We start from the raw sequence: 12,750 nt of genomic DNA on the forward strand, positions 1-12,750 counted from the left end.
GGAAGCTTTCGCCGCGCGTGGAATGCAACATCCCGAACGCCGTAACCGCGCAAGCCGGTCTTTGTAACACTCCTGTCGCAACTTTCCGGGTAAGAGCATCGCATATAGGCGTCACCGGCGATCCTGTGTATAAGCGCAGGCAAACGCCAATGCCGGGATCGCGTTCACTCGCTGAACCCGGCGCCAGCAAAAGGATTGAAATTTCATGCGCATCACCATGATCGGCTCAGGGTATGTGGGGCTCGTGTCCGGCGTTTGCTTCGCCGATTTCGGCCATGATGTCATTTGTGTCGACAAGGACGTGAGCAAGATCGAAGCACTGCAGCGGGGCGAGATACCGATCTTCGAACCCGGTCTTGAGCAGCTTGTCGCGGACAATGTCCGCGCCGGCCGCCTCTCCTTCACGACAGAGGTCGAGGCGAGCGTCGCAGCCAGCGATGTGGTCTTCATCGCCGTCGGCACGCCTTCAAGGCGCGGCGACGGCCATGCCGATCTTTCCTATGTTTATGCCGCCGCCCGTGAGATCGCGCAGCATGTCGACGGTTTCACCGTCATCGTCACCAAGTCGACCGTACCGGTCGGCACCGGCGACGAGGTCGAGCGCATCATTCGCGAAACCAATCCACAGGCCGATGTCGCCGTGGTCTCCAATCCCGAATTCCTGCGTGAAGGCGCTGCTATCGAGGACTTCAAGCGGCCGGATCGCATCGTCATCGGCCTCAACGACGACCGCGCCCGCGGTGTCATGACGGAAGTCTACCGGCCGCTCTACCTCAACCAGGCGCCGCTGCTCTTCACTGCCCGCCGCACCTCGGAGCTGATCAAATACGCCGCCAACGCCTTCCTCGCCATGAAGATCACCTTCATCAACGAGATGGCAGATCTCTGCGAGAAGGTCGGCGCCAATGTGCAGGAAGTGTCGCGCGGCATCGGCCTTGACGGCCGCATCGGCTCTAAATTCCTGCATGCCGGCCCTGGCTATGGCGGCTCCTGCTTCCCGAAGGACACGTTGGCGTTGGCCAAGACAGCGCAGGACTTCGACACACCCGTACGCCTCATCGAAACCACCATCTCCATCAACGATAATCGCAAGCGCGCCATGGGCCGCAAGGTGATCGCCGCGATGGGCGGCGATATCAGGGGCAAGGCGATTGCCGTCCTCGGCCTGACCTTCAAGCCGAATACCGACGACATGCGCGACAGCCCGGCGATCTCTGTCATCCAGACGCTGCAGGACGCCGGCGCCACGGTAACGGGCTACGACCCCGAAGGCATGGACAATGCCCGCCTGGTGATCGACAACATCACCTATGCCGACGACGCCTATGGCGCCGCGCGCGGCGCCGATGCGCTCGTCATCGTCACCGAATGGAACCAGTTCCGCGCGCTGGATTTCGCGCGGCTCAAATCCATCATGAAATCGCCCGTCCTTGTCGACCTCAGAAATATCTATCGCCATGAGGAGGTCACAAAACACGGCTTTGCCTATACCAGTATCGGCAGACCGATGAACGGCGCCGAACTGTAAGCAAAGGCCGACCAATGCGTTATCTCATCACCGGAACCGCCGGGTTCATCGGCTTCCATCTTGCAAAGCGCCTGCTCGACGAAGGCCACTTCGTCGTCGGTTTCGACGGCATGACGCCTTATTACGACGTCAAGCTCAAGGAGAAGCGCACGGCCATCCTGGCACGCTCCAACGGCTTCAAAGCCGTCACCGGCATGCTGGAAGACAAGGCCGCGCTGGATCACGCCGCAGAGCTGGCGGAACCTGACGTCATCGTCCACCTCGCGGCCCAGGCCGGCGTTCGCTACAGCCTCGAAAATCCGCGCTCTTACGTCGATTCCAACGTCACCGGCTCGTTCAACGTCCTGGAACTGGCGAGAAACCTGCAGCCGAAACACCTGCTGCTCGCCTCCACCTCCTCCGTCTACGGCGCCAACGAGAAGATTCCCTTCGCCGAAAGCGACAAGGCCGACGAGCAGATGACGATCTACGCGGCGACCAAGAAGAGCATGGAGCTGATGGCGCATAGCTACGCCCATCTCTTTCACGTGCCCACGACCGCCTTCCGTTTCTTCACCGTCTACGGCCCCTGGGGTCGCCCGGACATGGCGCTGTTCAAGTTCGTCGACGCTATCAGGAACGACAGGCCGATCGAGATCTACGGCGAAGGCAAGATGAGCCGCGATTTCACCTATATCGACGATCTCGTCGAAGGTATCATCAGGCTGATCGGCGTCATTCCATCGGAAGAAAACCGGGTCGTATCGGATACGATCACCGATACGCTCTCGAAGAACGCACCCTTCCGCATCGTCAATATCGGCGGCGGCCAGCCCGTAGGGTTGATGACGTTCGTCGAGACCATCGAGACCATGCTCGGCAAGAAGGCGATCCGCCAGATGCTGCCGATGCAGCCCGGCGACGTGCACAATACCTATGCCGTTCCGGACTTGCTGGTGGCGTTGACCGGCTTCAAGCCGCAGATCGAAGTCGACGAGGGCGTGCGCCGCTTCGTCGAGTGGTATCAGGAAAATTATTGAGGAAAACGACTATCCGGCCGGGTGATAGGCCCGGTCGAAATAGATAAGTCCCTGCCCGCCGTCACGCAGGCGGATAGCATCGACTTCGCACATCAGAATGTCGTGCGTTCCGCCATCGGCCTGGCGCACGATGCGGCAGTCGAACGAGACGAGCGCATCCTCCAGTACGGGCGCACCGGTGGCCAATTCTGACCATGCAGCGGCCGCAAAGCGCTCCTCGACCGGCGTTTTGCCGCCGAAAAGGCGCGAAAGATCCTGATGTGCCTCGGATAGGACGTTGACGCAGAGCACGCCATTCTCAGTCACCGCCGGATGCACCGAAGCACCACGATTGAGGCAGACGAGCAAGGTCGGCGGGCTGTCGGTGACGCTGCAGACGGCGGTCGCGGCAAAACCAGCCAGTCCGGCAGGGCCGTTGGTCGTGACGATGTTAACGGCTGCGGCCATTCGCGCCATGGCGTTGCGAAATTCGGCTCGCACAGCATCGGGATCGGCAACAGGCACCGCATTCTCGATCGCCACGGACGTTTTCATGTTCATTCCCACTATCCCCACAACTCGCGCCGGATGATCCAACGTATCGGGTCGAGGCGCTTATCTCAAGCAACGGCGTTTCACGGAAGCGGCATCCAATAAGCAATTAGTTTTCTATAAAATCTATCAACAATAGGAAAAGCAATCCCTCCCGCTGACATCCAGGGTATTTCCGCCTGTTACATGCAAGCGGAATGCCAAAACTTGCGGCTTGCGATGGCCGTGCATTGCAAGTGCACGCAAAAAGGCAGCGGCACGCCCGCAAATTGATGCTTTCCACCGCCATCATCCTTACCGTATCCGTTTAGCCACAAGATGCAGACGAGAGGATATGGCAAATGGCAAAGCCCTTTTATTGGAACGAACTCAATACCTATGATTTCGCCGGCCTCTCGCCCGATACCACGATCGCCATCCTGCCCATCGCCTCGACTGAACAGCATGGCCCGCATCTGCCGATTGCGACTGATGTCGCGATCGCCGAGGGCATGCTGGCGGAATTGAAGGTTCAGCGCCCCGACGATCTGGATTTCCTTGTGCTGCCGACGCAGGAAATCGGCAAGGCCAACGAACATATCTACGGGCCCGGCACGCTGTCGCTCGGCGCGGAACTGCTGATCCCGGTCTGGACCGCAATTGGCGCGAAAGTCGCCGAAGCCGGCATTCGCAAGATGGTGATCGTCAACTCCCATGGCGGCAATCTCGATATCATGGGCATTGTCGCGCGCGAGCTGCGCGTGCGCCATCAGATGGCCGTCGTCGCCACCCAATGGACGCGCTTCGGCACGCCGGACGGCATGATCGACGAGCATGAACAGCGTTTCGGCATCCACGGCGGCGATGTCGAAACCTCGCTCATGCTGCATTTCCGGCCCGAACTCGTGCGGATGGACAAGGCTGAGAATTTCGCCTCCAAGGCGGAATGGATGAAGGAACATTCCAAATATCTGCAGCCGTTGCCGCCGCATTCGCTTGCCTGGATCGCGCACGACCTCAACCCGAACGGCGTCGTCGGCAATGCCGCCAACGGCACGGCGGAAAAGGGCGCGCTCATCTGCCGGCATCAGATCGCAGGCTTCGTCGAGATGCTGCGCGATCTTCGCGACTATCCGCTCTCCAACCTTTATTCGAAATAAGCATCCCCGCGGCGGCGTTCCGAGGGCAGGATGATATGCCCCTTCGCCTGCAATTCCTCGACCATTCCGGCCAGTTCGGCGAGCAGATATTCGACGAACAGGCTGGTTGCGGCATCGAGCGGCGCACGCGTTCGGGCAAAGAGCTTCATGGGCTGAGACCGTGAATGTGGTTCGGCAATCGGCCGGAACACCAGTTCGCCGCGCCGACAATCGGTGATGACGTCGAGCGGATTGAGCAGCGTCAGCCCTGCCCCGCACTTGACCAATTGCTTCAGCATTTCCGATGCATTGCTCTCCAGCACCGGCTCGACCTGCACGGCGAGACGCGCCAGCGTCAGATTGATAACGTCCCTGAGGCTGGTGCCCGGCTGCGCCAGCAGCAAGCGCTCCTCCACGACATCAGCGAGGTTGATCGGCCCCGGCCCGATCAGGGGATGGCCGGGCGGCAGCACGACGCCGATCGGAATATCGAAATTGCCGAGCGAGCGGATGCCGGGCGTCGCCGGTATGTTGAAGCCGAGGCCGATATCGACTTCGCCCGAAAGCACCGGCGCCATTGTCGTCGAGCCGGAATCGTTGCGCAGCTGAATGAAGACGCGCGGATGCTCGGCGAGAAAGCGCGCGATGATCTCTGGCAACGGCCCTGACGCCAGCCCGACCGTCGCCACGATCCGGACCTTGCCTGCCTGCTGCATCTTGAGGCTGCGGATGCGTCCCTCCAGCCGCTCGTAGTTCTTCAACACGTCGCGAATGTGCTCGATGCAGAGCTCGCCGGCCGCCGTCAGCCGCAGGCCGCGCGGCAGGCGTTCGAAGAGTGGAGCGCCCATTTCTTCCTCCAGCGCCAGAATCTGCCGGTTGATCGCCGATGAAGCGACGTTGAGCCGTGCCGCTGCTTTGCGGATCGAGCCGCAGCGGGCGATTTCGTTGATGTAAAGAAGCCGTCTCGAGTGCAGCATGCGCATCCCCATTGCATAAATTTTGCCCAGGCCGCACAATTTAGGCACAGACCCAGGGACAGATGCCTAAAAGGCATCAATGCGCACGAATTTTGATGCTTTTCAAAGCGCAACGCAACCGCTCAAATGCAGAAAATGGGCGTCACTGGCGGCGTCCCATGGCAGATAAGGGGAACAGTCAGCCATGTTTAGGGCATTGAAGACAAAAGCATTTCTCGCCGTCATCGGCCTATCGGCCGCCATCGCCGCTGCAGAGCCCGCAAATGCTCTCGACAAAGTCACCTACGGCACCAACTGGCTCGCCCAGGCGGAACATGGCGGCTTCTATCAAGCCGTCGCCGACGGGACCTACAAGAAATACGGTCTTGACGTGACGATCGTCCAGGGCGGCCCCAATGCCGCCAACTCGGCGCTGCTGATTTCCGGCAAGATCGATTTCTACATGGGCGGACCACAGCAGGAAATCGACGCGGTGAAGCAGGGCATCCCGGTCGTCGACGTCGCCGCGATCTTCCAGAAGGATCCGCAGGTGCTGATCGCCCATCCGGATGCCGGTGTCGAGAAGTTCGAGGATCTTGCCAAGCTGCCGAGCCTGTTCATGAGCAAGGACGGCTACATCACCTATTTCGAATGGATGAAGGCGAACTATTCCGGCTTCAAGGACGAGCAGTTCAAGCCTTACAACTTCAGCCCGGCGCCGTTCCTGGCCGACAAGCAGTCCGCCCAGCAGGGATATCTGACCTCCGAGCCCTATGAGATCGAAAAGCAGGCCGGCTGGAAGCCGAAAGTCTTCCTGATCGCCGACGCCGGCTATTCGCCCTATTCGACGATGATCACGACCCAGACCTCCCTGGTTCAGAAAAACCCCGATCTGGTACAGCGCTTCGTCAACGCCTCGATCGAGGGCTGGTACAACTATCTCTACGGTGACAACAAGGCGGCCAACGATCTGATCAAGAAGGACAATCCCGACATGACGGACGGCCAGATCGCCTATTCCATCGCCAAGATGAAGGAATACGGCATTGTCGAGTCCGGTGAAGCGCTCGACAAGGGCATCGGCTGCATTACCGATGCGCACTACAAGAAGTTTTTCGACGAGATGGTGCAGATCAAGATCTTCGATGCCGACATCGACTACAAGAAGGCGTTCGATCCGCAATTCGTCTGCAAGGGATTTGGAATGGCCCTGAAGAAGTAAGTTTTAGCACCTCCCCCTTGAGGGGGGAGGTCGCCGCAAAGCGGCGGGTGGGCGCGACGCTCCGAGATTCCGAAGGATCACCCCACCCCCGGAGCCTTGCTCCGACACTCCCCACAAGGGGAGGGTGGATCAACAAAGAGCCGAACCATGACCCTGTCTGAAGCCACTACGATTACCAAACCAGAGACCCGCAAGCGGCCGCTTGTTGTCATGGAGCAGGTCTCCAAAGTCTTCTCCAACGGCACGCTGGCGCTTTCCGGCATGTCGATCAACGTGGAGAGCGGCGAGTTCATCAGCCTGCTCGGCCCCTCCGGTTGCGGCAAGTCGACGGCGTTGCGCATTATCGCCGGCCTCGGCGGCGCCTCAGGCGGCAGGATCGACTGGCCGAGTTCGCGCATCAACGCCAAGGGTCTTCCGGATGGCGATATCAGCTTCGTTTTCCAGGAACCGACGCTTCTCCCCTGGAAAACGGTCTTCGGCAATGTCCATCTGCCCTTGAAGCTGCGGGGGGTTTCAAAGGCAGCGGCGTATGAGCAGATCATGGAGACTTTGGCGACGGTCGGCCTTCAGGATTTCGCCGAGGCCTATCCGCGCGAATTATCCGGCGGCATGAAAATGCGTGTCTCGATCGCCCGCGCTCTGATCACCAAGCCGAAGCTGCTGCTGATGGACGAACCCTTTGCTGCGCTCGACGAAATCACCCGCCAGAAGCTCAATGATGACGTCCTGCGCCTCTGGCAGACAACGGGTATCACCGTCATCTTCGTCACCCACTCCGTTTATGAATCCGCCTATCTCTCCAACCGCATCGTCGTCATGAAGGCCCGTCCCGGCCGTGTCCACACGGATTTCCCACTGGTGACCAGCGGCGAGCGCGACCCTCTCTACAGGTCATCGGAAGAGTACCGGCAGGTTTGCGAGAAAGTCTCCCTCTCCCTGATCGAGGCCATCGGCTGGCCGGAGGCCCATTGATGAGCGACAGCACCAGCCTGCCCGCCGATCTTTCCACCAACGCCTCCGAGGCACCGCCTGCGCCGGCAATCAGGAAAAGGAACGCTGAGCGCCTCCTCGGCGTCACCGTGCCGGTGCTGACCGTCGTCGTCCTGGTCGCCCTCTGGCAGCTCCTCGTCGTCGGCGCCGACATCCCGCAATATATCCTGCCGAGCCCGATCGCCGTCGCCAAGGCGCTCGTCTCCGACTGGGGCATCCTGTGGCCGGCATTGTGGGTGACCACCCAGATCACCTTCATATCGCTGGTGCTGGCGCTCATCGGCGGCGTCGGCTTTGCCATCTTCCTCGTGCAGTCGCGCTGGATCGAGCTCGCCTTCTATCCGCTGGCGGTCATCCTGCAGGTCACGCCGATCGTGGCGATCGCGCCGCTGATCCTGATCTACGCGCCGACCCGCGAGTCGGCGCTGCTGATCTGCGGTTTCCTCGTCGCCTTCTTCCCGATCCTGTCCAACATGGTGCAAGGGCTGAAGAGCGTCGATCACAATCTGCTCAATCTCTTCGATCTCTATGGGGCCTCGCGCTGGCAGGCCTTGCTGCATCTGAAGCTGCCGGCCGCCCAGCCCTATTTCATGACGGGACTCCGGATCGGTGGCGGCCTGTCGCTCATCGCATCCGTCGTCGCGGAATTTGCCGCCGGCTCCGGCGGTCCCAATTCCGGCCTGGCTTTTCGCCTGCTCGAAGCGCAATACCGCCAGAACATGCCGCGCCTCTTTGCAGCCTTGCTGCTGTTGTCGGCGCTCGGCGTCGCCATCTTCGCCTTCACCTCCTTCATCTCATGGGTGAGCCTGCATCGCTGGCATGAGAGCAGCCTCAAGCGGGAGAACTGATGTCCCACGCCTTCATGTCTCCGCCGAATGCCGCCCGCTTCGTGCTGAGCAACGCCACCGTTCCCGCCGTGACGCTGTCCGGCTTTCGCGCACCCGCCAGCGAAGGGCTCGTCAGGGCCGATATCGTCGTCGCGGACGGCCTGATCAAGGATATCCTGCCGGCCGGCACCGCGCCGGCTGAATATGCCAAGGTCGACATGAAGGAAGGCATGATCTGGCCGACCTTCGTCGACATGCACACCCATCTCGACAAGGGCCATATATGGGAGCGACGCTCCAATCCGGACGGCAGCTTCATGGGCGCGCTCGATGCCGTGCGCTCCGACCGGGAAGCCAACTGGTCGGCCGACGATGTGCGCAAGCGCATGGAATTCTCGCTACGCTCAGCCTACGCCCACGGTACCGGCCTGATCCGCACCCACCTGGATTCGCTGGCGCCGCAGCACCGCATTTCCTTCGAGGTCTTCACGTCGGTCCGCGAGGCCTGGAAAGACAGGATCGCGCTGCAGGCCGTCGCCCTCTTCCCGCTCGACAGCATGGTGGACGATGCCTTCTTCGCGGATCTGCTCGGCGTCGTGCGCGATGCGGGCGGCCTGATGGGCGGCGTCACGCAGATGAACCCGGACATCGATGCGCAGCTCGACAAGTTGATCCGCGCCTCTGCCGACAACGGCCTCGACATCGATCTGCATGTCGACGAGACCGAGGACAGAGAGGTGCTGACGCTGAAGGCGATTGCCGAAGCCGTGCTCCGCAATGGCTTCACCGGCAAGGTCACCGCCGGGCATTGCTGCTCGCTCGCCCGCCAGGACGAGGATGTGGCCCGCGCCACAATCGATCTCGTCGCCAAGGCCGGGATTTCCATCGTCTCCCTGCCGATGTGCAACATGTATCTCCAGGACCGCCATGTGGGTCGCACACCGCGCTGGCGTGGCGTCACCCTGCTGCACGAGCTTGCCGCGGCCGGCGTACCCACGGCCGTCTCCTCCGACAATACCCGCGATCCCTTCTATGCCTATGGCGATCTCGATCCCGTCGAAGTCTTCCGCGAGGCCGTGCGCATCCTGCATCTCGACCATCCGCTGGATACGGCCGCGCGCGTCGTCACCACCTCTCCCGCCAGCATCCTTGGTCGCCCGGACATCGGCCGCATCGCCGTCGGCGGCCCGGCCGATCTCGTCCTCTTCAGCGCCCGGCGCTGGAGCGAATTCCTTTCCCGCCCACAGTCCGACCGCGTCGTCCTTCGCAAGGGCAAGGTGATCGACCGGAGCCTGCCGGACTATCGTGAACTCGACAGCGTCATTGGAGCGTAAAATGCCGGATTATCAGCGCATCAAGAAAGAACTCGAAGGCATCGCCGTCGAAGACAATCCGGCGCTCGTGCGCCAGAAGAGCCGCGACTTCTATTGGTATTCGCCGATCCTGAAAGCGCAGCTCGACAATGTCACCGCCGACCTCGTCGTCACGCCGAAGACCGAGGAAGAGGTGATCCGCACGCTGAAGGTCGCCTATGCGCATGACGTGCCCGTAACGCCGCGCGGCGCCGGCACCGGCAATTACGGCCAGGCCATGCCGCTCTCCGGCGGCATCGTGCTTAACCTTGCGGCCATGAACAAGGTCAAGGAGATCCATCCCGGCCGCGTCATCTGCGAACCCGGCATCGTCATTGCCGAACTCGATCGCCAGACCAAGGCCCATTCCGGCCAGGAGCTGCGCTTCCACCCCTCAACCGCACAGACGGCGACGATCGGCGGCTTCATCGCCGGCGGCTCCGGCGGCGTCGGCTCCATCACCTGGGGCGGGCTGCGCGATCTCGGCAATATCCTGCGCCTGCGCGTCGTCACCATGGAAGCAGAACCGCGCGTTCTCGACCTGACCGGTTGGGATTTGACCAAGGTCAGCCATGCCTATGGCACCAACGGCATCATCACCGAGATCGAAATGCCGCTGGCACCCGCCTATGACTGGGTGGACGTGCTGGTCGGCTATGACGACTTCATGTCTGCCGTGCGCTTCTCCGATGCTCTCGCCAAGTGCAACGGCATACTGGTCAAGGAAATCGCACCGATCGCAGCACCCATCCCGCACGAATACTTCACCCGCCACAAGCCCTATATCCGCGAGGGACAGTCGGTCGTGGCGTTGATGATCGCGCCGCATTCGATGGATCCCTTCGTCGCCTTCGCCAGCCAGCAGAAGGGTGAGATCACCTTCCGCTCCGACAAGGTGGAGAGCATGAAGGGCATCCCGCACGCCTATGAACTCGCCTGGAACCATACGACGCTACGCGCCATCAAGGTCGATCCGTCGATCACCTACCTGCAGGTGCAGTATCCGGGACCGGACCATGTCGCCAAGGTGCAGAAGATGGTGGAAATCTTCGGTGACGAGGTGCCCGGCCATCTCGAATTCATCAAGTTCGACGGCCAGATCCAGTGCTCCGGCCTGCCGCTGGTGCGCTACACCTCCGAAGCCCGGCTCGAGGAGATCATCAAGATCCATCAGGATCACGGCTGCCCGATCTTCAATCCGCATCGCTATACGCTGGAGGAAGGCGGCATGAAGCAGACGGACGCCGTCCAGCTCGCCTTCAAGCGGGAAACCGACCCGAAAGGCCTGCTCAACCCCGGCAAGATGATCGCCTGGGATGATCCGAATTTCGACTTCAAGTCAGGCAAGAACTACCTCTTCCCCGGCCTTGCGGCGCTGATGGAGGCCTCATGAAGGTTCTCGTCCTTCATTCGCATCCGGTGGAGGAAAGCTTCGGTGCGGCGCTGCACCGGCAAACCATCGAGAGCCTGAAGACCGCCGGCCACGACGTCGATGACTGCAACCTCTATGCCGAGGGCTTCGATCCCGTGCTGTCTCGCCGCGATCGCATGATCTATCACGACTATCCCGACAATACCGAGGTGATGAAGCCCTACGTCGAACGGCTGGAGCGCGCAGAAGCGCTTGTCATCGTCACGCCGGTCTGGAACTTCGGCTTTCCGGCCATTCTGAAAGGCTATTTCGACCGCGTCTGGCTCCCCGGCGTCTCCTTCGAGCTCGTCGACGGCAAGGTGCGCTCCAAGCTGCAGCATATCCGCAAGCTCGGCGCGGTGCTCACCTATGGCGCCGATCCCTTCCGCGCCTTCATCGCCGGCAATCCGCCGAAGAAGATCGTCAAGCGTGTCCTGCGGGCACAGATCAAGCCCTTTGCCCCGGTCGTCTTCCTCGCCCACTACGACATGAACCGCTCGACCGACGAGACGAGAGGGCGGTTCCTTGAAAAGGTGAAGCAGGAAATGGGGCGGTTCTGACGCTCCAGCCTCAGGTCCGGGTCGAGATCAGCAGGAACATCGGCCGCTCGCGCTCGATCGCCCACTCCGGATGCAAGGCAAGTTCCGCATCGCTCGGCGACCACTCCTCGACATGCGCAATAGTGAAGCCCGACTTTATCAGCAGGTTGAGCGTCGTGCCCATGGTGCGATGCTGCTTGACAACGCCTTCGGCGAGCCAGTTCGTCACCCTCGGCCCCTCGATCTGATAGGCATTCAGCGGCCAGACCTTGCCGCCATCCGCGCCGACCAGCCATTCCGGCTGCCGCGGTGCCATGTAGATCGGATGTTCGATGGAAAAGATCAGCCGCCCGCCCGGCTTCAACGCCTGGCGAATATTGATCAGAAGCCCGGCGAAATCCTTGATATAGTGGAAGGCGAGCGAGCTGTAGACGAGATCGAAGCCGCCGGCCGGAAGCTGCAGCCTTTCCAGATCCGCCTTGTCGTAGCGAATGCAGGCGTCCGTCGTCTCGGCGCGGGCACGCGCAAGCATGTTGTCCGACACATCGAGCCCTAGCACGCCGGCGGCGCCGTGCTCGGCCGCCCATCGGCAGAACCATCCGAAGCCGCAACCGAGATCGACGACATCGAGGCCATGCAGATCCGGCAGCAAGGCGCGAATAGCCGGCCACTCCGCAGCTCCAGCCAGCCCGTCGACCGAACGCTGAAGGCGGCTATAACCTTCGAAAAAGCCTGGATCGTCGTAGATATTCTGGGTCACGCCAGTCTCCTGAAGATCGGCAGGTTCGATCCGACAGCGCCAACACCGGAGCCGGAAGCGCTGAGGTTACATCACCTTCGCTGCCGTGACCTCGACCTCTACCAGAAACTCCGATCGGGTAAACCCGCCGACGATCAGCAGCGTCGAAACCGGCTTCGGATCCAGCGTATAGCGGTCACGCACGGCCATATAGGCGGGGAAATCCTCGCGTGTGGTGACGAAACCGGCGATGCGGATGACGTCGGCGAAGCTCATGCCTGCATCGTCGAGAATGGCCTTGATTGCCTGGAAACACATCTCGGCCTGAGAGGTAACGTCATGCGGGATTCGGTCATCGAGGCCGATGCCGAGCTGGCCGGATGTGACAAGAAGACTGGCGCCAGGCGGCACCAGCAGGCCGTGATTGTAATTACCGAAGGGGCGTCGGACAGACGGTGGGTTGAATACCTTCTTCATCGATAGCGATTCCTCGTGATCGGACCGATTTCAGCATTTTG

The 12,750-nt window shown here is 61.3% G+C and carries 13 protein-coding genes; 9 read left to right on the top strand and 4 right to left on the bottom strand.

The genetic code is table 11. The features are described 5' to 3' along the window. Positions 1–205 precede the first annotated feature (205 nt). Positions 206–1,528, top strand: coding sequence for a UDP-glucose dehydrogenase family protein (locus GA0061101_RS06905; protein ID WP_047562387.1), 1,323 nt, complete (start codon positions 206–208; stop codon positions 1,526–1,528). A 14-nt stretch (positions 1,529–1,542) separates the two neighbouring features. Beyond that, the gene (locus GA0061101_RS06910; protein ID WP_092573318.1) at positions 1,543–2,547 is read left to right on the top strand and encodes an NAD-dependent epimerase; all 1,005 of its coding nucleotides are present in this window, start codon (positions 1,543–1,545) and stop codon (positions 2,545–2,547) included. A gap of 9 nt (positions 2,548–2,556) precedes the next feature. Here GA0061101_RS06910 and rutF read toward each other — a convergent pair whose 3' ends face one another. Next, complete coding sequence (rutF, locus tag GA0061101_RS06915; protein WP_037195448.1) at positions 2,557–3,081, bottom strand: NADH-dependent FMN reductase RutF; 525 nt, start codon at positions 3,079–3,081, stop codon at positions 2,557–2,559. A gap of 338 nt (positions 3,082–3,419) precedes the next feature. Between rutF and GA0061101_RS06920 the strand changes: the two genes are divergently transcribed. Beyond that, on the top strand, positions 3,420–4,217 hold the full coding sequence (locus GA0061101_RS06920) for a creatininase family protein (protein WP_037195256.1): 798 nt from the start codon (positions 3,420–3,422) through the stop codon (positions 4,215–4,217). On the opposite strand, the gene GA0061101_RS06925 is transcribed toward GA0061101_RS06920, so the two are convergent. After that, positions 4,205–5,173: a LysR family transcriptional regulator gene (locus GA0061101_RS06925; RefSeq protein ID WP_047638791.1), complete on the bottom strand. Its 969-nt coding sequence runs from the start codon at positions 5,171–5,173 to the stop codon at positions 4,205–4,207. The genes GA0061101_RS06920 and GA0061101_RS06925 overlap by 13 nt on opposite strands. A gap of 184 nt (positions 5,174–5,357) precedes the next feature. Here GA0061101_RS06925 and GA0061101_RS06930 point away from each other — a divergent pair, with 184 nt between their 5' ends. From GA0061101_RS06930 to GA0061101_RS06955, 6 genes are all read left to right on the top strand, one after another. Then, positions 5,358–6,374, top strand: coding sequence for an ABC transporter substrate-binding protein (locus GA0061101_RS06930; protein WP_092573319.1), 1,017 nt, complete (start codon positions 5,358–5,360; stop codon positions 6,372–6,374). 147 nt (positions 6,375–6,521) lie between these two features. Then, entirely contained in the window at positions 6,522–7,346 is an 825-nt protein-coding gene (locus GA0061101_RS06935) for an ABC transporter ATP-binding protein (RefSeq protein ID WP_047562381.1), read from the top strand. Beyond that, on the top strand, positions 7,346–8,212 hold the full coding sequence (locus GA0061101_RS06940) for an ABC transporter permease (protein ID WP_092573320.1): 867 nt from the start codon (positions 7,346–7,348) through the stop codon (positions 8,210–8,212). Before GA0061101_RS06935 ends, GA0061101_RS06940 begins: the two co-directional genes overlap by 1 nt. Continuing rightward, positions 8,212–9,525: a cytosine deaminase gene (locus GA0061101_RS06945; RefSeq protein WP_092573321.1), complete on the top strand. Its 1,314-nt coding sequence runs from the start codon at positions 8,212–8,214 to the stop codon at positions 9,523–9,525. The genes GA0061101_RS06940 and GA0061101_RS06945 overlap by 1 nt, the downstream gene beginning before the upstream one ends. A gap of 1 nt (position 9,526) precedes the next feature. Beyond that, complete coding sequence (locus GA0061101_RS06950; protein WP_092573322.1) at positions 9,527–10,936, top strand: FAD-binding oxidoreductase; 1,410 nt, start codon at positions 9,527–9,529, stop codon at positions 10,934–10,936. Beyond that, entirely contained in the window at positions 10,933–11,514 is a 582-nt protein-coding gene (locus tag GA0061101_RS06955; protein ID WP_092573323.1) for an NAD(P)H-dependent oxidoreductase, read from the top strand. Before GA0061101_RS06950 ends, GA0061101_RS06955 begins: the two co-directional genes overlap by 4 nt. A 10-nt stretch (positions 11,515–11,524) precedes the next feature. Here GA0061101_RS06955 and GA0061101_RS06960 read toward each other — a convergent pair whose 3' ends face one another. Continuing rightward, the gene (locus tag GA0061101_RS06960) at positions 11,525–12,253 is read right to left on the bottom strand and encodes a class I SAM-dependent methyltransferase (protein WP_092573324.1); all 729 of its coding nucleotides are present in this window, start codon (positions 12,251–12,253) and stop codon (positions 11,525–11,527) included. Positions 12,254–12,319: 66 nt separating this feature from the next. Further along, the gene (locus GA0061101_RS06965) at positions 12,320–12,709 is read right to left on the bottom strand and encodes a RidA family protein (protein WP_037195272.1); all 390 of its coding nucleotides are present in this window, start codon (positions 12,707–12,709) and stop codon (positions 12,320–12,322) included. Positions 12,710–12,750: the final 41 nt, after the last annotated feature.

The organism is Martinezella lusitana, from assembly GCF_900094565.1.
Lineage (GTDB): Bacteria > Pseudomonadota > Alphaproteobacteria > Rhizobiales > Rhizobiaceae > Rhizobium > Rhizobium lusitanum.